Annotated in this window: 26 protein-coding genes and 1 riboswitch; of the genes, 22 read left to right on the plus strand and 4 right to left on the minus strand. The window is 44.5% G+C overall.

Annotated elements, in window-relative coordinates:
* Positions 1 to 367: 367 nt before the first annotated feature.
* The gene (locus FCL54_RS24205) at positions 368 to 604 is read right to left on the minus strand and encodes a hypothetical protein (RefSeq protein ID WP_171016985.1); all 237 of its coding nucleotides are present in this window, start codon (positions 602 to 604) and stop codon (positions 368 to 370) included.
* A 16-nt stretch (positions 605 to 620) separates the two neighbouring features.
* Here FCL54_RS24205 and FCL54_RS22930 point away from each other — a divergent pair, with 16 nt between their 5' ends.
* From FCL54_RS22930 to FCL54_RS24210, 4 genes are all read left to right on the plus strand, one after another.
* The gene (locus FCL54_RS22930) at positions 621 to 1,874 is read left to right on the plus strand and encodes a TolB family protein (protein ID WP_138129620.1); all 1,254 of its coding nucleotides are present in this window, start codon (positions 621 to 623) and stop codon (positions 1,872 to 1,874) included.
* A gap of 91 nt (positions 1,875 to 1,965) precedes the next feature.
* Positions 1,966 to 2,208 (plus strand): spore germination protein, encoded by a 243-nt coding sequence (locus tag FCL54_RS22935; RefSeq protein ID WP_138129621.1) that lies wholly within the window; start codon positions 1,966 to 1,968, stop codon positions 2,206 to 2,208.
* A gap of 241 nt (positions 2,209 to 2,449) precedes the next feature.
* On the plus strand, positions 2,450 to 2,692 hold the full coding sequence (locus FCL54_RS22940; protein ID WP_138129622.1) for a spore germination protein: 243 nt from the start codon (positions 2,450 to 2,452) through the stop codon (positions 2,690 to 2,692).
* Between the two features lie 11 nt (positions 2,693 to 2,703).
* Positions 2,704 to 2,862, plus strand: a complete 159-nt coding sequence (locus tag FCL54_RS24210) for a hypothetical protein (RefSeq protein WP_171016986.1) — start codon at positions 2,704 to 2,706, stop codon at positions 2,860 to 2,862.
* A 14-nt stretch (positions 2,863 to 2,876) separates the two neighbouring features.
* Here the strand turns inward: FCL54_RS24210 and FCL54_RS22945 are convergent, their stop codons facing one another.
* A complete protein-coding gene (locus FCL54_RS22945) occupies positions 2,877 to 3,314 on the minus strand; it encodes an Hsp20/alpha crystallin family protein (protein WP_138129623.1) in 438 nt (145 codons plus the stop codon).
* 105 nt (positions 3,315 to 3,419) lie between these two features.
* Here FCL54_RS22945 and gerPC point away from each other — a divergent pair, with 105 nt between their 5' ends.
* The 15 genes from gerPC (at position 3,420) to purD (ending at position 17,628) form a co-directional block, all read left to right on the plus strand.
* Positions 3,420 to 3,701, plus strand: coding sequence for a spore germination protein GerPC (gene gerPC / locus FCL54_RS22950; protein WP_171016987.1), 282 nt, complete (start codon positions 3,420 to 3,422; stop codon positions 3,699 to 3,701).
* 86 nt (positions 3,702 to 3,787) lie between these two features.
* On the plus strand, positions 3,788 to 4,315 hold the full coding sequence (locus FCL54_RS22955; protein ID WP_138129625.1) for a DUF2179 domain-containing protein: 528 nt from the start codon (positions 3,788 to 3,790) through the stop codon (positions 4,313 to 4,315).
* Between the two features lie 2 nt (positions 4,316 to 4,317).
* Entirely contained in the window at positions 4,318 to 4,515 is a 198-nt protein-coding gene (locus tag FCL54_RS22960; RefSeq protein WP_138129626.1) for an NETI motif-containing protein, read from the plus strand.
* Positions 4,516 to 4,596: 81 nt separating this feature from the next.
* Positions 4,597 to 4,698, plus strand: a riboswitch (purine riboswitch).
* A 180-nt stretch (positions 4,699 to 4,878) separates the two neighbouring features.
* A complete protein-coding gene (purE, locus tag FCL54_RS22965; RefSeq protein WP_138129627.1) occupies positions 4,879 to 5,364 on the plus strand; it encodes a 5-(carboxyamino)imidazole ribonucleotide mutase in 486 nt (161 codons plus the stop codon).
* Positions 5,361 to 6,506, plus strand: a complete 1,146-nt coding sequence (purK, locus tag FCL54_RS22970) for a 5-(carboxyamino)imidazole ribonucleotide synthase (RefSeq protein ID WP_138129628.1) — start codon at positions 5,361 to 5,363, stop codon at positions 6,504 to 6,506. The genes purE and purK overlap by 4 nt, the downstream gene beginning before the upstream one ends.
* The gene (purB, locus tag FCL54_RS22975) at positions 6,503 to 7,795 is read left to right on the plus strand and encodes an adenylosuccinate lyase (protein ID WP_138129629.1); all 1,293 of its coding nucleotides are present in this window, start codon (positions 6,503 to 6,505) and stop codon (positions 7,793 to 7,795) included. The genes purK and purB overlap by 4 nt, the downstream gene beginning before the upstream one ends.
* Positions 7,796 to 7,900: 105 nt before the next feature.
* On the plus strand, positions 7,901 to 8,623 hold the full coding sequence (purC, locus tag FCL54_RS22980) for a phosphoribosylaminoimidazolesuccinocarboxamide synthase (protein WP_138129630.1): 723 nt from the start codon (positions 7,901 to 7,903) through the stop codon (positions 8,621 to 8,623).
* On the plus strand, positions 8,611 to 8,865 hold the full coding sequence (gene purS, locus FCL54_RS22985; RefSeq protein ID WP_138129631.1) for a phosphoribosylformylglycinamidine synthase subunit PurS: 255 nt from the start codon (positions 8,611 to 8,613) through the stop codon (positions 8,863 to 8,865). Before purC ends, purS begins: the two co-directional genes overlap by 13 nt.
* Positions 8,862 to 9,545, plus strand: a complete 684-nt coding sequence (gene purQ, locus FCL54_RS22990) for a phosphoribosylformylglycinamidine synthase subunit PurQ (RefSeq protein ID WP_138129632.1) — start codon at positions 8,862 to 8,864, stop codon at positions 9,543 to 9,545. The genes purS and purQ overlap by 4 nt, the downstream gene beginning before the upstream one ends.
* Positions 9,529 to 11,754, plus strand: a complete 2,226-nt coding sequence (purL, locus tag FCL54_RS22995; protein WP_138129633.1) for a phosphoribosylformylglycinamidine synthase subunit PurL — start codon at positions 9,529 to 9,531, stop codon at positions 11,752 to 11,754. Before purQ ends, purL begins: the two co-directional genes overlap by 17 nt.
* Entirely contained in the window at positions 11,730 to 13,142 is a 1,413-nt protein-coding gene (gene purF / locus FCL54_RS23000; protein ID WP_138129634.1) for an amidophosphoribosyltransferase, read from the plus strand. The genes purL and purF overlap by 25 nt, the downstream gene beginning before the upstream one ends.
* A gap of 18 nt (positions 13,143 to 13,160) precedes the next feature.
* A complete protein-coding gene (purM, locus tag FCL54_RS23005; protein ID WP_138129635.1) occupies positions 13,161 to 14,201 on the plus strand; it encodes a phosphoribosylformylglycinamidine cyclo-ligase in 1,041 nt (346 codons plus the stop codon).
* Complete coding sequence (gene purN / locus FCL54_RS23010; protein ID WP_138129636.1) at positions 14,198 to 14,761, plus strand: phosphoribosylglycinamide formyltransferase; 564 nt, start codon at positions 14,198 to 14,200, stop codon at positions 14,759 to 14,761. Before purM ends, purN begins: the two co-directional genes overlap by 4 nt.
* A 40-nt stretch (positions 14,762 to 14,801) precedes the next feature.
* Positions 14,802 to 16,340: a bifunctional phosphoribosylaminoimidazolecarboxamide formyltransferase/IMP cyclohydrolase gene (purH, locus tag FCL54_RS23015; RefSeq protein ID WP_138129637.1), complete on the plus strand. Its 1,539-nt coding sequence runs from the start codon at positions 14,802 to 14,804 to the stop codon at positions 16,338 to 16,340.
* Between the two features lie 19 nt (positions 16,341 to 16,359).
* A complete protein-coding gene (gene purD, locus FCL54_RS23020) occupies positions 16,360 to 17,628 on the plus strand; it encodes a phosphoribosylamine--glycine ligase (protein WP_138129638.1) in 1,269 nt (422 codons plus the stop codon).
* Here the strand turns inward: purD and FCL54_RS24785 are convergent.
* Both FCL54_RS24785 and FCL54_RS23025 read right to left on the minus strand, forming a co-directional pair.
* Complete coding sequence (locus tag FCL54_RS24785; RefSeq protein ID WP_342773923.1) at positions 17,606 to 17,710, minus strand: EYxxD motif small membrane protein; 105 nt, start codon at positions 17,708 to 17,710, stop codon at positions 17,606 to 17,608. The genes purD and FCL54_RS24785 overlap by 23 nt on opposite strands.
* Before the next feature lie 228 nt (positions 17,711 to 17,938).
* Positions 17,939 to 18,187 (minus strand): YgaP family membrane protein, encoded by a 249-nt coding sequence (locus FCL54_RS23025; RefSeq protein ID WP_138129639.1) that lies wholly within the window; start codon positions 18,185 to 18,187, stop codon positions 17,939 to 17,941.
* 90 nt (positions 18,188 to 18,277) lie between these two features.
* Here FCL54_RS23025 and FCL54_RS23030 point away from each other — a divergent pair, with 90 nt between their 5' ends.
* Genes FCL54_RS23030 through FCL54_RS23040 form a run of 3 tightly spaced genes read left to right on the plus strand, consistent with a single transcriptional unit; the run spans position 18,278 to position 21,431 of the window.
* The gene (locus FCL54_RS23030; RefSeq protein ID WP_138129642.1) at positions 18,278 to 20,011 is read left to right on the plus strand and encodes an adenine deaminase C-terminal domain-containing protein; all 1,734 of its coding nucleotides are present in this window, start codon (positions 18,278 to 18,280) and stop codon (positions 20,009 to 20,011) included.
* Between the two features lie 30 nt (positions 20,012 to 20,041).
* On the plus strand, positions 20,042 to 21,109 hold the full coding sequence (locus FCL54_RS23035) for a DUF3048 domain-containing protein (protein ID WP_138129640.1): 1,068 nt from the start codon (positions 20,042 to 20,044) through the stop codon (positions 21,107 to 21,109).
* Between the two features lie 19 nt (positions 21,110 to 21,128).
* Positions 21,129 to 21,431 (plus strand): YerC/YecD family TrpR-related protein, encoded by a 303-nt coding sequence (locus FCL54_RS23040; protein ID WP_138129641.1) that lies wholly within the window; start codon positions 21,129 to 21,131, stop codon positions 21,429 to 21,431.
* Positions 21,432 to 21,552: the final 121 nt, after the last annotated feature.

Consider the following 21,552-nt stretch of genomic DNA (forward strand, 5'->3'; position numbering starts at 1 on the left):
GAGAAGCAAGGAGGTCGAGGAAGCAAAGGGAGAGAGGCCCAAAGCAACTGATCGTTGTGAGGACCGAACGAGCGAAGCTGACGAAGAGATCCGTAGCTTATCTCGGCCCGACGCCGAAGACGGAAGTTAAGCTCGAGCGCCGATGGTAATTGGGGGATCTCCCCCTGTAAGAGTAGGACGTCGCCGGGCGAGTGGAAGAACAGCTGAGGGAGCTGTTCTTTTTTGTATAGCAAAACATTATAGGTCATCTGATCCCTTATTTCATCTAAAAGAGGGGATCCGAAGTTATTTGAGGTCATCTGTTCCGCTATTTCCCTCAATTTCCCCCGTTCCCACTCCAATTTCAGTGAATAGAGGAACAGATGACCTATAAAAATTTAAAAAGCTTGTTTTTATCAAAATAAGGAACCATATGACCTATAAATCCTTCTACTAGTTTACCAGGCATCATCTTCCTATAAAATCTCCCCAAATCCGGCTTTGCTTCCATCCATTCAGCGAAGACTTCAATGGTAAAAGGAAGAACAGCATCCACTGTTCTTTTTAACTTGCTCCATATAAATACATATCCTCCAGGGCTCCAGTAAATATTACATACGAGCAAAGACTGGAGGACTGCTATGAAAAAGAACTTACTACTTATGTTGTCGACTCTAATGATGTTTTTCGCAACCACCCTTCCTGCAAACGCATCTAATCCTGGCGACATTAAAGCTGCTTTTATTCGAAACGGAAATGTATGGACGTATATAAACAGTAAGGAAAAGCAAATCACAACTTCAGGGAAGGTGATCGGTTCTCCTCAATGGTCGTTCGATGGAGAATGGTTCTTATACCAGCAAGAAGCTCCTTCAATCTATTCGCCTGGCGACACGCAATCAGAAATATGGGCTTATCAAATTGGAACAGGAAAGAATATTAAAGTTTTTGACGATGGCTTTTCACCGAAATGGGCACCCGACCAAAACATAGTCGCTTTCCAGGATAGAGGCATACTAAACATTTCTGACCTAAAACGTTTTAGTAACGTTGCTGCTGGTGTATTCACATATAGCTGGCTTCCAGATAAAAAAGGTTTTTTACTGTCGTCTCAAGCAGAATTGCTTCCAGATGGCTGGACGAACCCAAAGTTATATAAGAAAAAACTTACCAGCAAAATAGAAGAGCAATCCATGTTTAACGGAGTAGAACCATTTTTCATAATACCAAAAGAAGTCGGAATCGGTAACAAAAAGATCAACTCGATCTATGCCGATGGATTTAAATTTTCGCCCAGTAACAAATGGATCTCTTTTATTGTCTCGCCAACCGCTTCCCTCGCGATGGATAGTAATATGCTGTGCGTACTTTCATCTGATGGAAAAAGGTTCGAAGTACTGGATGAAGTCATCAGGGGAGTCGGAGGGCCAAACTGGGCACCCACAAGAGATATACTAGCCTACATTTCAGGTGGAGGGAGAATCGTTTTTGGTTTTAAAGATAAAAAGCTGAAAATACGTGAGTTTCCTGTTTCGGGTTCTCTCACTCCGACAAGCTATATGGAACTTGATTTTACCTGGATTGATAATCATACACTCATCACGTCCAGAGCTAGAGAAAAGGAATGGTCTAATGACTTTACAAAGCACCCTTTACCTTCCCTTTATTCCATAAAAATAGACAACACCAGGCAGACGAGAATAACAGCTCCTCCAAAAGGGGTTGGCGATTATTCCCCTCAGTATCTTTCTAAAATCGAAAAAATAATCTGGCTAAGAGGCAAGTCCATTACTGATTCCCATAAAAGTGCCTGGATTTCTGACAGAGAAGGTGGAGATGCAAAACAATTGCTAGCAGATGTTGATAAGATTTCTTTCTATAGGGATTCACAATGATAGTCACGAGCACATTTTGGCTTTCAATGTGAACAGGCATAGGTCTAGTCTCATAAAATAACGTATCATTGACAAACAAAGGGTGTTCAATATGCCGGTGTTTAATAACATCTTTAATTCAAAGATCAATAACGTAACAAATAACGGATCGATTATATATGGAAACGGATTTAACAATAGCCATACGGCAAACACAAAAGCGGTTGGTTCCAATACGACTCTGGGAGACTTTTCTCCAGCGAATGGTCTTACGAATAATAACTATATTGACCCGGATATTAGCGATCAGGGCCAACTTGCGAACCCAGCGAATGGTGTGGTACCACAGTTTTAAAAGCAGTGAACAAGGGATTTCCCCTGGTTTTTGTTTCCGTATAGGAAAGACTATAGCAAGGGAGAATGCTCGAAGTCGTTGAAAAATTTAAGAATATAGCCAAGCGCAACTACGCCTCCGTTCATCTAAAAGCTTGCCGATCAGTCGGCGAGTTTTCTTTTTTCCAATATATTAGGCATTAGCACATAGCTGGGCAACTGCACATAGGATACTGTATCATTTCACATTAAAGGGTGATTGGATGCCTGTTATTAACAATATTTTCAACATTAAAGTAAACAGTATTGCCAATAACGGATCGATCAGCTTTGGTAACACTTATCACAGTAACCATACGGCAAACTCTAAGCTTCAAGGTGCCAATACGTCAGTCGGGGATTTTGCACCTGCTAATTCGATGGCAAGTAACAACGCGTTCGATCCGGATGTTACAGATATGGCTGAGGTAGGAAACGTTGGAACTCAAAATGGTGCAGCGATATAAGGAGAAACAAAATGAAGATATCCATTGTTAATATAAATATAAACTCCATTACATGTAACGGCTCCTTAAATGTTGGAAAAACAATCATATCGAAACCGAAAACGATTCTTGAAAAAAGCGAAAAGCCAACCGAAAAATATAACAATAAGAAAACAAAAGAGGCCAGTTAACAATAACTGGCCTTCTAATCTTTATCCTCAAGGTTTTTAATCTGTATTCTGTTATCTTTTTCCTGAGACTCGACTAGCCTGTGCAGATGGACCATGAGCACGCCTTTTTTATAGGTGGCATCGATCGGTTTGTCACGGACAGGAAACGGAAGCTCTACAATTCTTTCAAAGTTGCCCTGGTGTATTTCTTCCTGGATGACCCGGAACCCTTTGAAAGAGAATCGTGTTTTTCCTCTGATTTTCAACGTTCGATAATGTACATAAAGATCGACGTCATTGATGTTTGATAGACCGGGAACGTTGATCAGACAAAGGAGTTCATTTCCGGATTCATACAAGTTCACGAGTGGGCCATTGCCAGCGAACATATCCTGGAATTCATTCCAGAAGTCGTTTCCCATGAACTTATTCATGTTTTTTTTCCAGTCATGGAATTTGTTCCATTGTTCCATGAATTTCCCCCCCTAAAAGTAGTCAGAAGCCTAATTTAGTATATGAGTAATAATATTAACTGTGTCTTCTCTCATATAAATGATATGAGAAGGGAGGTTCGTTTCATGAAGCAGACTATCTATGAAATGATTGCAGACTTGCAAAAGAGATTGAAGCAAGTTGAAGAAGAAAACGATAAGCTGAAAAGTGAAATTCAAAACATAAAGCCAATCGTAATCGAGAATATAAATTATAAAATTCAGGAATTAAATGTTAAAGAATTGAGCGGAACGTTAAATATAGGAATGTCGGGAGAATTAGACCCGGAAAATTTAGGTTCTCTGTTTGATGGAGAAGAAGAATCTTCTGAAGCGGCCTCTCCTGAAGCGAACGATGAACAAGAGTAAAGTGGTTTTTCTTTGCATAAGGTTAATATTGTGCTAAGTTCGTATGGAAACATTTTGATTTTGGACATGCTAGGAGGCAATATAGAATGTTGGAAAATGGTTTTGTGATGGTTTCTATTATTTTACTGATCAACATCGTTTACGTTTCTTTCTTTACGATCAGAATGATTTTAACATTGAAGGGCCAGAGGTATTTAGCCGCTTTTATTAGTATGATCGAGGTTGTCATTTACGTTATAGGGCTAGGGCTGGTATTAGATAATTTAAATGAGATACAAAATTTGATCGCCTATGCGGTAGGTTATGGTCTCGGTGTTATTGTAGGTATGAAAATTGAAGAAAAACTTGCATTGGGGTATATTACTGTAAACGCCATTACTACCAGGCTTGAAGCTGGTATTCCTAATAAGCTCAGAGAGAAAGGGTACGGTGTGACGAACTATCTTGCACATGGCCGAGAAGGCGAGCGCATGGTGATGCAAATATTGACTTCCAGAAAGTCTGAGCGAAACCTGTATGACGCCATTCAAGAATTAGATCCGAAAGCATTCGTTATTTCCTATGAACCGCGAACCTTCCAGGGAGGATTCTGGGTTAAAACAATACGGAGGTAATTATGGATAAAAAGCCAAAGAAGAAAAAGTTTGAGGTGCAGCCAGGCGAATCGCTGTCTGACTGTTTGAAACGAATGGATGAAGAGGGCTATCTGCCGGTGAGGCGAAGGGAAGAACCTGTCTTTATCGAATCAAAGGATAAAAGTAAAAAGTATGAGCATCACGAACAACGAATTGTTTTTGAAGGGAAATTAAAATAAAACACGAACGTTGAATCGGACAATATTGGTATTGTTCGATTTTTGATTGACAAAGAGTAAGCTGACTTGTTACTATGAAGGTGGAAAAAGGATATACGACCTCATATAATCATGGGAATATGGCCCAGAAGTTTCTACCTGATGACCGAGAATCGTCAGACTATGAGGGTGCATGCCACGTGTTCTTCTATGAGTGACAGGAGAGCATTGTCTATGGATGAAGTGTGCCCAGGTAGAAGCTTTCCCGGCGGTCGGGAGGGAACTATCTGGGTTTTTTATGTGAGAAAAGCGGTCGCTTTGTGGCCTCATTTTAAACTATAAAAATTAGAATCTATTTAAAGATAAAACGGAGGAGGAACGCTTGTGAATCCATTGGTTGGTGTGATTATGGGCAGTACTTCTGATTGGGATACGATGAAACATGCGTGTGATGTTCTTGATGAGCTGGAGGTTCCTTATGAAAAGAAAGTGGTTTCTGCGCATAGAACGCCTGACTTGATGTTTCAATATGCAGAAGAGGCGAAGGATAGAGGGGTAAAGGTGATTATTGCCGGAGCTGGTGGAGCAGCCCATCTACCGGGGATGGTTGCGGCAAAAACTATTTTACCGGTGATCGGAGTTCCGGTACAATCTAGAACATTAAACGGACTCGATTCATTGCTTTCAATCGTCCAAATGCCAGGAGGAGTTCCTGTTGCAACAGTCGCAATCGGTAGAGCGGGTGCGACGAACGCAGGACTGTTGGCAGCGCAGATTCTTGGGACAGAACGTTCAGATGTTGCGGAAAGATTGGAAGCACGCAGGGAAAGAGTGAAGCAAAAGGTTTTAGAAAGTGGTGAGTCACTATGAGTAAAACGATTTTGCCAGGAAAAACGATCGGTATTCTTGGAGGAGGCCAACTGGGTAGGATGATGGCACTGAAAGCCAGGGAGATGGGTTATCGAATTACGGTTCTCGAACCGAAAAGTGATTCTCCATGCGGACAGGTTTCCGATCATGAAGTGATTTCTCCATACGATGATAGAGAAGGTGCAAAAGAGCTAGCAGAACGCTCTGATGTCATCACATATGAATTTGAAAACATTACGCATGAAACAGCAGAATGGTTAAAGGAAAACGCCTATCTTCCCCAGGGAAGCAAGCTGCTGCAGGTGACGCAGGACCGCAAGTTTGAAAAAAATGCGATCCTTGAAGCGGGTGTAGAAGTTGCGCCGTTCAGAGAGGTGAATTCGATAGAAGACCTTGAAAACAGCCTGAAGGAGCTTGGGACTCCTGCTGTATTGAAAACGCGCCGCGGAGGATACGACGGCAAAGGGCAGGTTGTCATCAAATCTGACGAAGACATGCAAGCAGCGAGGGAACTCAGCGAGAAAGCAGCATGCATCCTTGAAAAGTGGGTGCCGTTTGAAAAGGAAATCTCGGTAATCGTAACAAGAAGCACGACAGGGGAAATAACAACGTTCCCGGTTGGGGAAAATATCCATGTGGATAATATTCTTCATCAAACGATTGTACCTGCAAGAGTCGGAAGCCAGGTGATCGAACAGGCGGAAGGCATTGCGATCAAGCTAGCAAAAGCGTTTGAAATGATTGGGACGCTTGCGGTGGAGATGTTTCTTACGGAAGATGGAAGCATCTATGTAAATGAATTGGCTCCAAGACCCCATAACTCCGGCCATTATACGATGGAGGCCTGTGAAACATCCCAGTTTGAACAGCATGTTCGCGCTGTTTGCGGGTTGCCTCTTGGCAGCACAGAACTCTTGAAGCCAGTTGTGATGGTGAACATACTTGGCGAGCATCTGGAGAGTGTACTGGAAAAAATTCAAGCATTAGAAGGCAGCAAACTCCACTTATACGGAAAAGATGAAGCAAAACCGAAACGGAAAATGGGACACATTAATGTCTTAGCACCAACCGTTGAAGAAGCGTTGGAGAAAATAAATCAGTTGAAGATCTGGCAGACAAACGAACAGGGGGAATTAGTGTGATCGAACGATATACAAGACCCGAAATGGGAGCGATTTGGACAGAGGAAAATCGCTTTAAAGCATGGCTCGAGGTAGAGATTTTAGCATGTGAAGCATGGGCGGAGCTTGGCATTATCCCAAAGGAAGATGTAATGAAAATCCGTGAGAACGCGTCTTTTGACGTTAATCGCATTCATGAGATCGAAGAGGAAACACGCCATGATGTGGTCGCTTTTACAAGAGCAGTTTCCGAAACGCTTGGTGAAGAGCGCAAATGGGTTCATTATGGATTAACTTCAACAGATGTAGTGGATACAGCCCTTTCTTATCAATTGAAGCAGGCGAATGAAATCTTGCTAAAAGACATTGAAAATTTTATCGAAGTCCTGAAAGAAAAAGCGCAGGAACATAAATACACCGTTATGATGGGAAGAACACATGGCGTACATGCCGAACCAACGACATTTGGCTTAAAGATGGCCCTCTGGTATGAAGAAATGAAGCGTAATTTAGAACGTTTTAAGCATGCGGCAGAGACGGTCAACGCTGGTAAGCTTTCCGGGGCTGTTGGAACTTACGCGAACATCGATCCTTTTATCGAGCAGTACGTATGCGAAAAACTCGGGCTGAAGCCATCACCGATCTCAACACAGACACTTCAGCGTGACCGACATGCACATTATATGTCTACACTGGCTTTGATCGCTTCTTCTATCGAAAAGTTTGCGGTAGAAATTCGCGGTCTTCAAAAAAGTGAAACGCGAGAAGTAGAAGAATTCTTTGCAAAAGGTCAAAAAGGGTCTTCTGCAATGCCTCATAAACGCAACCCGATCGGATCAGAAAATATGACAGGTATGGCGAGAGTGATCCGTGGCCATATGCTTACCGCTTATGAGAATGTGCCGCTATGGCATGAACGTGATATTTCCCATTCATCTGCTGAAAGAATCATTCTTCCGGATGCTACGATCGCGCTAAATTACATGCTTAACCGCTTTTCCAATATCGTGAAAAAATTAACGGTATTCCCGGAAAACATGAAGCGCAACATGACAAGAACTTACGGATTGATCTATTCCCAGCGCGTTCTTCTAACTTTGATCGATAAAGGCATGACACGTGAGGAAGCTTACGATATCGTCCAGCCAAAAGCGATGGAGGCTTGGGAAAAAGGCATCCAGTTCAAGGAACTTGTAAAGGCAGAACCTGAGATAAAAGCAAAGCTTTCTGACGAGGAAATCGATGAGTGCTTTAACTACGAATACCATTTAAAGCCGGTCGATATGATTTTTGAACGTCTTGGATTGTAAGAAAAAGGGCGGGTACATCCTGCTCTAAGTTGATTTTTCAGAATAGCGTTCCTTTCACCAATCTTCTGTAAATAAGTCGAGACCACTCACCGGGAGGGTAATAGGATGGAGAAACAAGCACTTTTGTACGAAGGAAAAGCAAAGAAAATCTATTCCACTGATGACCAGGAGATCGTGTGGGTGGAATATAAAGACAGCGCTACGGCTTTTAACGGGGAGAAGAAGGCAACCATTGCCGGAAAGGGGCGCTTAAATAATGAGATCACAAGCCTTTTGTTTGAAAAGCTGACAAAGGCCGGAGTGGAAAATCACTTTATAAAGCGCCTTTCAGAAACGGAACAGCTCGTGAAGCGCGTCAGCATTATTCCACTTGAAGTAGTGGTTCGAAATGTTGCGGCAGGAAGCTTTTCAAAACGCACTGGAATGCCTGAAGGGCAGCAGCTGCACAAGCCGATCGTCGAGTTTTATTATAAAAACGATGACCTTGGCGACCCGCTTTTGATTACCGACCACATCTTGGAACTAAGAATTGCAACGACCGAACAGATCGAAGTGTTGAAGCAAAAGGCGCTCAAGGTTAATGAAGTTCTTTTAAATTATTTTAATGATAAGAATATCCGTTTAGTAGATCTTAAGCTGGAGTTTGGCATCACGGAAAATAAAGAGCTTGTACTGGCTGATGAAATTTCGCCGGATACATGCCGTCTCTGGGACAAGGACACGAATGAAAAGTTCGATAAAGATGTGTTCAGAAGAGATATTGGCGATTTGAATACAGCGTATGAAGAGATTTTAAAACGATTAGGGGGATCAGCATGTACAAAGTAAAAGTTTATGTGACGTTAAAAGAAAGTGTTCTAGATCCGCAGGGGAACGCAGTGAAAAACTCGCTTCACAGCCTTTCATACAACGAAGTAGAAGAGGTTCGCATCGGTAAATATATGGAACTGACAATCGGCGGTTCAACAGAAAACGTCGAAAAGCGTATCGAAGAAATGTGTGAACGCCTTCTTGCTAACACTGTAATAGAAGATTATCGCTATGAAATCGAGGAGGTCGTTTCCCAGTGAAATTTGCGGTAATAGTCTTTCCAGGCTCTAACTGTGACGTAGATATGTACCATGCGATCGCGGACGAACTCGGGGAAGAAGCGAGCTATGTCCGGTTCGATGAAACAAGCTTAGAAGGGTTTGACGCAGTATTGCTGCCGGGGGGATTCTCTTATGGCGACTATCTTCGCAGTGGTGCGATCGCAAGGTTCGCTCCGATTATGAAGGAGGTTATCAAAGCTGCAGAAGCGGGAAAACCAGTCCTCGGAGTATGTAACGGTTTCCAGATCCTGCTCGAAGCAGGCCTTTTACCTGGAGCGATGAAACGAAATGACAGGCTCAAATTCATGTGCCGCCCTGTAGAACTGATCGTGGAGAATAACCAAACGCTGTTTACGAACGGATATGAAAAGAACGAGGTTATTACCGTTCCAATCGCACATGGTGAAGGAAACTACTATTGTGACGAAAAAACGTTAAAAGAGTTAGAAGAGAGCAATAGAATCGCGTTCCGTTATCAAAGCAATCCGAACGGATCTGTAGCGGATATCGCCGGCATCACAAACAAAGAGGGCAATGTTCTTGGAATGATGCCCCACCCTGAACGAGCGGTCGATCGGCTGCTTGGAAGCAATGACGGACTGAAATTATTCAAATCGATTCTTCATAACTGGAGGGAAGCATATGTCACTCAAGCTTGAACCAAATTCCGAACAAATTAAAACAGAAAAGCTTTATACACAGATGGGATTAAGTGACGAGGAATTTGCGCTTGTTGAATCTATTCTGGGGAGAACTCCCAACTATACGGAGACAGGCTTGTTTTCGGTTATGTGGTCAGAGCATTGCAGCTATAAAAACTCAAAGCCTGTCTTAAAAAAGTTCCCTGTCAGCGGAGAGCGCGTGCTTCAGGGACCAGGTGAAGGAGCCGGGATCGTAGACATCGGCGATAACCAGGCTGTTGTGTTCAAAATCGAAAGCCATAACCATCCGTCTGCTATCGAGCCTTACCAGGGAGCGGCAACAGGTGTCGGAGGGATTATCCGTGATGTATTCTCGATGGGTGCCCGTCCGATCGCATTGTTAAATTCCCTTCGTTTCGGAGAGCTGGCTTCTCCAAAAGTAAAGTACTTGTTTGAGGAAGTGGTAGCCGGGATCGCCGGTTACGGAAACTGTATCGGAATCCCTACAGTTGGCGGCGAAGTGCAATTCGATGCTTCCTATGAAGGGAATCCGCTTGTTAACGCGATGTGTGTTGGATTGATCGATCATGATGACATCCAGAAGGGCCTTGCTGCAGGTGCAGGAAACTCTGTGATGTATGTTGGGGCAAGTACAGGAAGAGACGGGATTCACGGTGCGACGTTCGCTTCAGAAGAACTGACAGATGAGTCTGAAAAAGACCGCCCGGCTGTACAGGTCGGCGATCCGTTCATGGAAAAGCTGTTGCTTGAAGCATGCCTTGAGCTCGTAAAATGCGATGCGCTTGTTGGAATCCAGGATATGGGAGCGGCAGGCCTTACTTCATCTTCAGCGGAAATGGCGAGCAAAGCCGGTATGGGAATCGAAATGAACCTGGACGAGGTTCCTCAGCGTGAGTCTGGCATGACCCCTTATGAGATGATGCTTTCTGAATCTCAGGAAAGAATGCTTGTGGTAGTGAAAAAAGGCAGAGAAGATGAAGTGAAAGAAATATTTGACCGCTGGGGCCTTCTTTCAAAGGTTGTCGGAAAAGTAACAGAAGATAAAACATTGCGCTTGCTTCATAAGGGCGAGGTTGTAGCAGAGGTTCCTGTCGATGCATTAGCAGAAGACGCACCGGTTTACCATCAGCCGTCAAAGGTGCCGGCTTACTATCTTGAGAATCAGGAAAAAGAAGCAGTGGTTCCGGAAGTAACGAACTATAAAGAGATGCTTTTAACGTTGTTATCACAGCCAACTATCGCGAGCAAAGAATGGGTATTCGACCAATATGATTACATGGTCAGGACAAACACGGTTGTTGCACCGGGGTCCGATGCTGCTGTGGTACGTGTACGCGGGACGAATAAAGCCCTTGCGATGACAACGGATTGTAACTCCCGCTATATTTATCTCGATCCTTTAGAAGGCGGTAAAATTGCGGTTGCTGAGGCGGCGCGTAACATCGTTTGCTCTGGCGGAGAGCCTTTAGCGATTACGGATTGCTTGAACTTCGGAAGCCCGGAAAAGCCAGAGATCTTCTGGCAGCTTGAAAAGGCGACAGATGGAATGAGTGAAGCATGTAGCATTTTGAGCACACCTGTTATCGGGGGAAATGTATCGCTTTATAACGAAACAAACGGCGGTGCTGTTTATCCGACTCCGGTTGTCGGCATGGTCGGCCTTGTTCATGAGACAGAGCACATCACAACACAGGTCTTTAAAGAAGAGGGAGATCTCGTTTATGTAATCGGCGAGACGAAGGAAGAGTTCGGCGGAAGCGAGCTTCAGAAAGTCATTGACGGAACATATTCCGGAAAAGCTCCTTCGATCGATATGGAAGTAGAAGCAAAGCGCCAGAAACAGCTTCTAAGCGCTATCCAGAACGGCCTTGTCGCATCAGCTCACGACGTTTCGGAAGGCGGGCTATCGGTAGCGGCTGCGGAATCCTTGATCGGAACCGGCCTCGGGGCGATGCTTACAACAAGCGGCAACAAAACAGCAGCATTGTTCAGTGAAACCCAGTCCCGTTTTCTTGTATCGGTAAAAAGAGCGAACAAAGAAAAGTTTGAACAACTGGTTGATGCAACATTGATCGGGGAAGTTACGGCAGAACCTGTGTTAACTATTGTGAATGAGGAAAATGAAAATGTGCTCCAGGCAACAGTGGAAGAATTGACCTCCGCCTGGAAAGGAGCGATTCCATGTTTGGTGAAATCAAAGGCTTAAACGAAGAATGCGGCGTATTCGGCATCTGGGGTCACCCGGATGCTGCCCAGATCACTTATTACGGGCTCCACAGCCTCCAGCATCGCGGCCAGGAAGGGGCAGGCATCGTAGTGTCTGATGGAGAACAGCTTTCTCATCACAAAGCGGTCGGACTTGTGAACGATGTGTTTGGAAAAGGGGAACTTGAACACTTGATAGGAAGTGGTGCGATCGGGCATGTTCGTTATTCGACGTCAGGCGGCGGTGGTTACGAGAATGTCCAGCCCCTTCTTTTCCGTTCGCAAGGCGGCGGTCTGGCACTTGCGCATAACGGCAACCTGGTTAACGCTAACGCCCTTAAACACCAGCTTGAAGGGCAGGGCAGCATTTTCCAGACGACGTCAGATTCGGAAGTTTTGGCGCACCTGATTAAAAGAAGCGGTTATTTCAGCCTTGAAGACAAAGTGAAAAACGCCTTAACAATGATCAAAGGCGCTTATGCGTTCTTGATCATGACAGAAAAACAGATGATGGTCGCGCTTGATCCACACGGCCTGCGCCCGTTATCACTCGGACGCCTGGACGACGCGTTTGTAGTTGCTTCTGAAACATGTGCGTTCGATATTGTCGGCGCTGAATATATCCGGGATGTTGAACCGGGGGAACTGTTGGTTATCGATGAAAACGGCCTTCGCTCAGAGCGTTTTTCTTCCTCCGTTTCAAGAGCGATCTGTAGTATGGAATATATTTATTTTTCAAGGCCAGACAGCAATATTGAAAATATCAACGTCCATACAGCAAGAAAGAGTCTTGGTAAAAAGCTTGCGCTTGAAGCACCGGTAGAAGCGGATATCGTAACCGGAGTGCCGGATTCCAGTACCTCTGCTGCGATCGGTTATGCGGAAGCATCAGGAATTCCTTATGAAATGGGACTGATTAAGAACCGCTATGTCGGGCGCACGTTTATCCAGCCTTCTCAGGAGATGAGGGAACGCGGCGTTAAGATGAAGCTATCTCCGGTCAGGGGAGTAGTAGAGGGCAAGAAGGTTGTTGTGATCGATGATTCGATTGTCCGCGGTACGACGAGCCGAAGAATCGTTAACATGCTTCGGGATGCCGGGGCTAAAGAGGTACATGTCCGTATCAGTTCACCTCCAATCGTCAGTCCTTGCTATTACGGCATCGATACATCAACGTCCGGAGAGTTGATCGCTTCCTCCCATAGTGTGGAAGAGATCCGCGAAGAAATCGGAGCAGATTCCCTTGCATATCTAAGTGTGGAGGGGATGCTTGAAGGGATCGGAAGAAATAGTAAAGACCAGAATTGCGGACAGTGCCTTGGCTGTTTTACAAGAAGCTATCCGACGGAAATTTACCCGGATACAGTTCATCCGTACGAAAAAGTTTAGCACGTTAAGGGGGATATCATGACACAGGCATATAAAAAAGCTGGCGTAGATATTGAAGCCGGGTACGAGGCTGTTGACCGTATCAAGCCGCATGTAAAAAGAACGATGCGTCCAGAAGTAATGGGAGGGATCGGCAGCTTCGGAGGGATGTTTGACCTTTCTCAGTTAAACATGAAGGAGCCGGTGCTCGTTTCTGGAACGGACGGCGTAGGAACGAAGCTTATGGTTGCGTTTTTAGCAGATAAACACGATACAATTGGAATTGATGCCGTTGCAATGTGTGTGAACGATATTGTGGCACAGGGAGCAGAGCCCCTCTATTTTCTTGATTATATCGCGACGGGAAAGCTTGCCCCTGAGCGGATCGAATCGATTGTAAAAGGGGTTGCGGAAGGATGTTCCATGGCCGGATGTGCGCTGATCGGCGGGGAAACTGCGGAAATGCCTGACATGTACAAGGAAGAGGAGTACGATCTTGCCGGTTTTACAGTAGGTGCTGCTGAGAAGTCTAAATTGATTACAGGCGAAAAGGTGAAGGCGGGGGATGTCCTGATCGGCCTTTCGTCGAACGGTCTTCACAGCAACGGCTTTTCATTAGTGCGTAAATTATTGTTAAAAGATGCAGGGCTTGATATTAATCAAACGTTTGATCAATTAGAGGCAACGCTTGGCGAGGAACTGCTAAAGCCTACGAGAATTTATGTCAAACCGGTGTTAGAAGCGGTTCGGTCGTTTGATGTCCACGGTATCGCCCACATAACCGGCGGAGGTTTCATCGAAAATATTCCTAGAATGCTTCCTGAAGGATTGATGGCCGAGATTGACAACGGTTCATGGCCGGTTCAACCGATTTTTACCATGCTTGAAGAAAAAGGCAAGCTTTCAAAGGCTGAAATGTTTTCAACGTTCAACATGGGGATAGGAATGGTGCTCGCCTTAAGTGCAGAAGAAGCAGTGCCAGCGATCAAACAATTAGAAGCTAACGGTGAAAATGCCTATATCATCGGCCGGGTAAAAGAAGGAAACGGAATCGATTTTGGCGGCGGTGTGATGGAATGAAGAAAGTAGCGGTGTTTGCTTCTGGAAGCGGCTCAAACTTTGAAGCGATCGCAGAAGCGGTCGGGCGAGGAGATTTAAAAGCAGAAATCGAACTGCTTGTTTGCGATAAGCCAAAAGCAAAAGCAATCGAAAGAGCGGCCGGCTTTAACATTCCTGCGTTTGTGTTCCAGCCGAAAGATTATGATAGTAAAGTTGCTTATGAAAAAGAGATTTTAGGTGAGCTTAAAAGAAGAGAAGTTGATTTTATCGTTCTTGCCGGATATATGCGTTTAATTGGAGAGACGCTGTTATCGGCATATGAAGGCCGAATCGTCAATATCCATCCGTCCTTGTTGCCGGCTTTTCCCGGAAAAGATGCGATTGGCCAGGCTTTCGATGCTGGTGTGAAGGTTACCGGCGTGACGATTCACTTTGTTGATGAAGGAATGGATACAGGGCCGATCATTGATCAGGAAGCGGTTGCCATCGACCGGGAAGATACTCGTGAACAGCTTCAGAAAAAAATACAGGCTGTCGAGCATTCCCTTTATCCAAAAACACTGGCAAAGCTGCTAACCTGATTGACAGAGAGAAACCAATACGAGAACAGGGGGATTTTACATGCCGATTAAACGAGCGTTAATAAGTGTTTCAGATAAGACTGGCATCGTGCCATTTGCCGAAGGGCTTGTAGAAAAAGGGATCGAAATTATTTCTACAGGCGGTACGAAGCGGGTGCTGGAAGAAGCGGGGATCAAGGTGATCGGAATTTCAGAAGTCACCGGGTTCCCTGAAATAATGGATGGGAGGGTCAAGACGCTGCATCCTAATGTTCATAGCGGATTGTTGGCAGTAAGAGACAATGAAGAGCATATCAGCCAGCTTGAAGAGCATGGGATTACTCCGATCGATCTAGTTGTCGTTAACCTCTACCCTTTCCAGGAAACGATCGCAAAACCGGATGTCACGTATGAAGATGCGATCGAAAATATTGATATCGGCGGACCTTCGATGCTTCGGGCGGCTGCGAAGAACCATGCCTTCGTAACAGTAGTTGTTGACCCTGTGGATTACGATGTTGTACTTGAAGCTGTTAAAGACGGTGGAGAAGTAACAAGAAAACAGCGTAACAGGCTAGCGGCAAAAGTATTTCGCCATACAGCTGCTTATGATGCAGTGATCGCTGAATATTTGACTGAACAGGCAGAGGAAGAAAATCCTGAAACGCTTACGTTAACTTTTGAGCGGAAACAGGTGCTCCGATACGGAGAAAATCCTCACCAGAAAGCGGTGTTTTACAAGAAGCCGCTTGGAACGGAAACGTCTATCGCTGCTGCAAAACAATTGAACGGCAAAGAGCTTTCCTACAATAACATCAATGATGCCAATGCGGCACTCAACATTGTAAAAGAATTTGAAGAGCCTGCTGTCGTAGCGGTTAAACATATGAATCCCTGCGGCGTTGGTACAGGTAATACGATTGAAGAAGCATATGATAAAGCATATGAGGGAGACCCTGTATCCATTTTTGGCGGAATCGTGGCTCTTAACAGGGAAGTAGATAAGCCGACTGCTCTAAAACTAAAGGAAATTTTTCTTGAAATCATCCTTGCTCCTTCCTTTAACGAAGAGGCTCTTGAAATTCTTAAAGCAAAGAAAAATCTTCGTCTGTTGACTCTCTCATTCGATGGAAAACAACATGGAGCACAACAACTAACGTCAGTTAACGGAGGATTGCTTGTTCAGGACCAGGACACGTATGGCTTTGAGAATGCCGATATCACTGTTCCTACAGACCGCGAGCCGACAGAAGAAGAATGGGAAGCGCTGAAACTCGCATGGAAAGTAGTGAAACATGTTAAGTCGAATGCGATTGTACTTACGAAAAATGACCACACGATCGGAATCGGCGCTGGACAGATGAACCGTGTTGGAGCTGCTGAAATTGCGATCAAGCAAGCAGGAGAGAAAGCGAAAGGTTCAGTGATGGGTTCTGATGCATTCTTCCCGATGGACGATACGGTAGAAGCAGCAGGTAAAGCTGGTGTCACAGCAATCATCCAGCCCGGCGGATCGATTCGAGATGAAGACTCGATCAAGAAGGCGAACGAATATGGCATCACGATGGTATTTACCGGCGTAAGGCATTTCAAACATTAATAAGGACGGAGGTAATACCATGAAAGTTCTAATCATCGGCCGCGGCGGGCGCGAGCATGCGCTTGCCTGGAAAGCGGCTCAGAGCGAAAAGGTCGGAACGGTTTATATCGCTCCAGGCAATGATGGGATGAAAGCTGCCGGCGAGCTTGTTGATATTGAAGAAACGGACTATGAGGCACTGGTTGATTTTGCAAAAGAAACAGGGATTGACCTTACTATTGTAGGGCCGGAACAGCCCTTGCTGGATGGGCTGGTCGACCGTTTCGATGAAGCTGGGTTAACTGTCTTTGGACCTGCAAAGGATGCTGCGTTAATCGAGGGAAGCAAATCGTTTGCAAAGGACCTTATGAAAAAGTACAGCATTCCTACCGCCAAATCTGAAACCTTTACAAATTATGAAGAAGCAAAAGCATATTTGCAGGAGATCGGCGCTCCGATCGTGATTAAAGCAGATGGGCTTGCTGCAGGTAAAGGTGTTGTTGTCGCTATGGATCTTGAAGAAGCGATGGACAGCCTTTATGAAATGATGGAAAACAGCAGGTTCGGAGAAGCGGGCCAAAAGGTTGTTATCGAGGAGTACCTGGAAGGCGAAGAATTTTCGCTCATGGCTTTTGTAAATGGCGAAAAAGTATATCCGATGGTTATCTCCCAGGACCATAAGCGGGCTTTTGACGGAGACATGGGCCCTAATACCGGCGGAATGGGCGCGTATTCACCCGTACCGCAAATCGGCCAGGAGCAAGTGGACATTGCGGTCGAAACGATTTTAAATCCTGCAGCTGCAGCGATGGTGAAAGAAGGGCGCCCGTTTAAAGGGATATTATATGCGGGCTTAATCTTAACAAAGGCCGGGCCAAAAGTTATCGAATTTAACGCAAGGTTCGGGGACCCTGAGACCCAGGTGGTATTGCCTCGTATGAAATCTGACCTTATCGATGTGGTCCTATCTGTTTTACAGGGAGAGGACATAGAGATCGAATGGACGGACGAAGCGGTTGTTGGAGTAGTACTTGCTTCTGGAGGATATCCGGAAAAATATGAAAAGGGCAAAGAAATAACCGGCCTTGATCATCTGAATCCTGAAACGTTGCTTTTTCATGCAGGTACAAAAGAAAAGGACGGAGCATTTGTAACCGCCGGGGGAAGAGTGCTTCTTGTAGCCGAAGCGGCATCCGATTTAGCCGGAGCGCAACAAAAAGTCTATAGCGAATTGGAGAAAATCTCCTGTGAAAAAGCGTTCTACCGAAAAGACATCGGGAATAAGGCTATTTCACACGCTTCCTCTTAACATAAATGTATACAAGGGCAACGGCACTTCCGATTAAAGTTAGATAAATAAATGATGTGTCTGTAATATATTCCATGACCATTTTTCATCACCTCTTTCTTTACTTTTATTTTTGACCAACCATTAGCCGATATGTGAAGAAAAACTTCCCTGTTCGAAGGGAAGTTTTTTCTTTTTAACAGTATAAGAAAGTCTTTTTAGCAGAGGAGAAGGTTCGACGCAGTTGAAAAGTTTAAGGATATAGATAAGCGCAAAACGCCTCCGTCTTCTCCTAAAGGCTTGCCGATCGGCTAGTTTCCTTTAAGAAGTATTAAGAAGGGTTGATCACTTTTTCAAGAGTGGTCTGATCGTCGTCCAGCTTTTCGTTCGGAGTTAACAAATCGGTAACCGGACAATAACGGGTATGCCCTTCTGCGACCTTCATCGCTCCTAACAGTGCAACCATAAGATAGGACTGTTTATACGGACGATTGACAAGTTTTGCTGTAGCCCAGGACATCATTGTAAACCCTGCTGTCATACGGCAAAACGCGTTCATTAAACCAATGTTTGGCTTCATAAAAATTTCTCCTTTCAAACGTTAAAACTTTTCTGTGATAAATAGAAGAATATGTTAAAATAGACAAAACAGATGAAACGAGGGATAGGAATGCCAAAAGGGAACCAGTGGACAAAGCAACAGCTTCGGCAGCAATTGGCTGTTCTATCTGGAGAAACAGCGCCTACAAAGGTATTGAAAAATGCTACGTATTTAAACTTTGGTTTACATAAATGGGTGAATGCGAACATCTGGCTATACAATGACAGGATTGTGTATGTCGGGAAGGAAATGCCAGCGAATAACGAAACAACGGAAATCATTGACTGTGAGGACCACTATGTTGTTCCGGGATATATAGAACCCCATGCCCATCCGTTTCAATTATATAATCCCCTTTCGCTTGGCCAGTATGCATCACAGCGAGGGACGACGACATTAATCAATGATAACCTTGTGCTTTTTTTACAATTATCAATAAAGAAAGCGCTTACTTTTATTGAAGAGCTTGATAAAATGCCGCTATCCTATTATTGGTGGGGGAGATATGATGCCCAGACGGAGCTATCGGCTGAAAAGTTTACGACGAAAAAGATGAGAGAATGGCTTGCCCATCCTCTGGTCGTTCAGGGCGGAGAGCTGACCGGCTGGCCAGGAGTGCTTGGCGGAGATGATGAAATTTTAGATTGGATGCAAGAGACGAAGCGGCTTGGCAAACAGATTGAAGGCCATCTGCCAGGAGCGTCTGATCTTACGTTAACAAAACTGGAGCTTCTCGGCGTTACCTGTGACCATGAAGCGATGACAGGAGAAGAGGCATACCGCAGGCTGAGCCTGGGATTGACGACGTCTTTGCGTTATTCCTCGATCCGTCCTGACCTTCCAGATATTCTTGAGCAGCTGCTTGAACTAGGAGTAGACAGCTTTGATAGGATTTTAATGAATACAGATGGTTCGACTCCAGCATTTTACGAGCAGGGAATATCAGATAAGCTGGTCAGTATCGCCCTAAGCAAGGGGATCAGCCCGGAAGATGCATATAGTATGGTAACCTATAATGTGGCGAGGCATTACGGAATGGACGATTTTCACGGAATGATCGCACCAGGAAGGCTTGCACACCTGAATATTTTATCTGACAAAGAAAATCCTCTTCCGGTCTCTGTCATCGCTAAGGGAGAGTGGATCAAAAAGGAAGGGCAAGAATGCTATCCCGAAGTAAGCTTTAACTGGGAGAAACATGGTTTTAAACCGCTTGAGCTTGATTGGTCCCTGACGATCGATGATCTCGTTTATTCCAGCCCTGTTGGAATCGAAATGATAAACAGTGTGATCACCCGGCCTTATAATATCAGTATTGAAACGTCTATTGAGCAACTATCGAACGACAATGATGAATGCTTCTTCAGCATGGTTGACCGGAACGGCAAGTGGAGAATCAATACGCTTTTAAAAGGCTTCGTAAAGAATATTGGCGGATTTGCAAGTACCTACTCGAACACCGGGGACATCTTTATTATTGGGAAAAACAAAAACGACATGCTTGCAGCGTTCAACCATGTTACAGAGAAGGGTGGAGGGATCGCGCTCGTGGAAGATGGTGAAGTAATAGCGGAGATCGACCTGCCTTTACTTGGCGGAATGAGCCGGAACCGAATGGAAGATCTGATGGAGGAAGAGAAAAGTCTTGTCCGGGAGTTAAAGAGAAGAGGATATCCTTTCGAAGATCCGATCTACAGCCTTTTGTTCTTCTCTTCTACCCATCTGCCTTACGTAAGGATTACACAGCCGGGAATTTATGACGTTAAAAAGAAAACAGTACTCTTTCCTTCGATTATGCGTTAAACTATAAAAGGAAAAAAGGAATGTGAAACAATGGGGGATATAAAGCTTAAACTACTGCCTTTGTTCCTTTGTCTATTGTTAGCTGTGGGACTTACCGCCTGTACTGATAATGATAAAGAGGAATCAGCAAATAAAGAGACAAAAGCGAAAGACAAAATAGAAAACTATAGCGGCAAAGAACAGAACGATTCAGTTCCAGAAGAAGAAACAGAAGGTAAAAACATATTTCCTTTAACAGGGAAGGCAACAGACGAGGATGTCGATCAGCGAGTGGTCAGTGTGATGGTCAACAATCATCCGAAGGCAAGGCCCCAATCAGGCCTGCATGAGGCGGATATCGTTTATGAAGTTCTCGTAGAAGGGGATATTACCCGGTTTCTCGCCCTGTTTCAAAGTGAACAGCCTGATGTGATCGGGCCTGTAAGAAGCGCTCGAGATTATTTTATCCGTTTGAACAATGGGTATAAAGGTCTCTATATCGCACATGGCTGGAGCCCGGAAGCGAAGGAAATCCTTAATTCCGGTTCGGTAGATAACTTAAACGGCATGGTGTATGACGGAACATTATTCAAGCGTGCATCCTTCCGAAAGGCGCCACATAATTCCTATATTTCCTTCCAGAATATTAAAAAGGGAGCAGAAAAAAGAGGATATTCGCTTAACGATGAAATCGAGCCATTGGCTTTTAAAAAGCAAGATAATATAAACGGCGATCCGGCTGCTCAAATTAATGTAGCCTATAACGATACATTTAACAATGTGTTGTATAAATACAATGAGGAAGACAAGCAATATTTAAGGTTTGTAGATGGGGAACAAACGATAGACCGAGAAACGGAAACCCCGATTACGGTTGATAATCTATTTGTTGTGGAAGCCCCCCATCACATTATCGATGACTATGGTCGACGTGATATCGACTTTAGCTCAGGTGGCCAGGCTTACTTGATGCAACACGGGGTTAAAAGGGAAGTCCAGTGGAAAAATGAAGATGGACGAATCATACCGGTTGCCAACGGTGAGAAGGTAAATTTACTCCCCGGCCATACCTGGATAAATGTTGTGCCTGATTTAAACAAATACGTAACGGTTGAATAATCTAAGGAGTGTATAATTTATGCAAATTGATAAGCTACGAGGAAAGTCACTGGACCAATTGTTTTATGCCATTTTATCTTTAAAAGATATTGAAGAGTGCTACCGATTCTTTGACGATCTTGCAACAGTAAATGAAATCCAGTCGCTTGCACAGCGTCTTGAAGTAGCAAGAATGCTTCGTGAAGGATATACGTACCATAAGATCGAAACAGAAACTGGTGCCAGCACAGCTACCATTTCAAGAGTGAAACGCTGCTTGAACTATGGCAATGATGGATATCAGATGACACTTGATCGCGTACATGAAAAAGAAGCAAAATAGAAGAGCCAGCTCAGGCTCTTCTTTTTTTGGTGTGCCCCGCAGTCACACAGTCTAAGTGGTTTAAATCCACTCAGTAACTTTACCCTTTATAGTGCTGTAGCCGAAGTAGAAGTCCTCGCTC

The sequence above is a fragment of the Exobacillus caeni genome (assembly GCF_005747095.1).
Taxonomy (GTDB): Bacteria; Bacillota; Bacilli; order Bacillales; family Guptibacillaceae; genus Exobacillus; species Exobacillus caeni.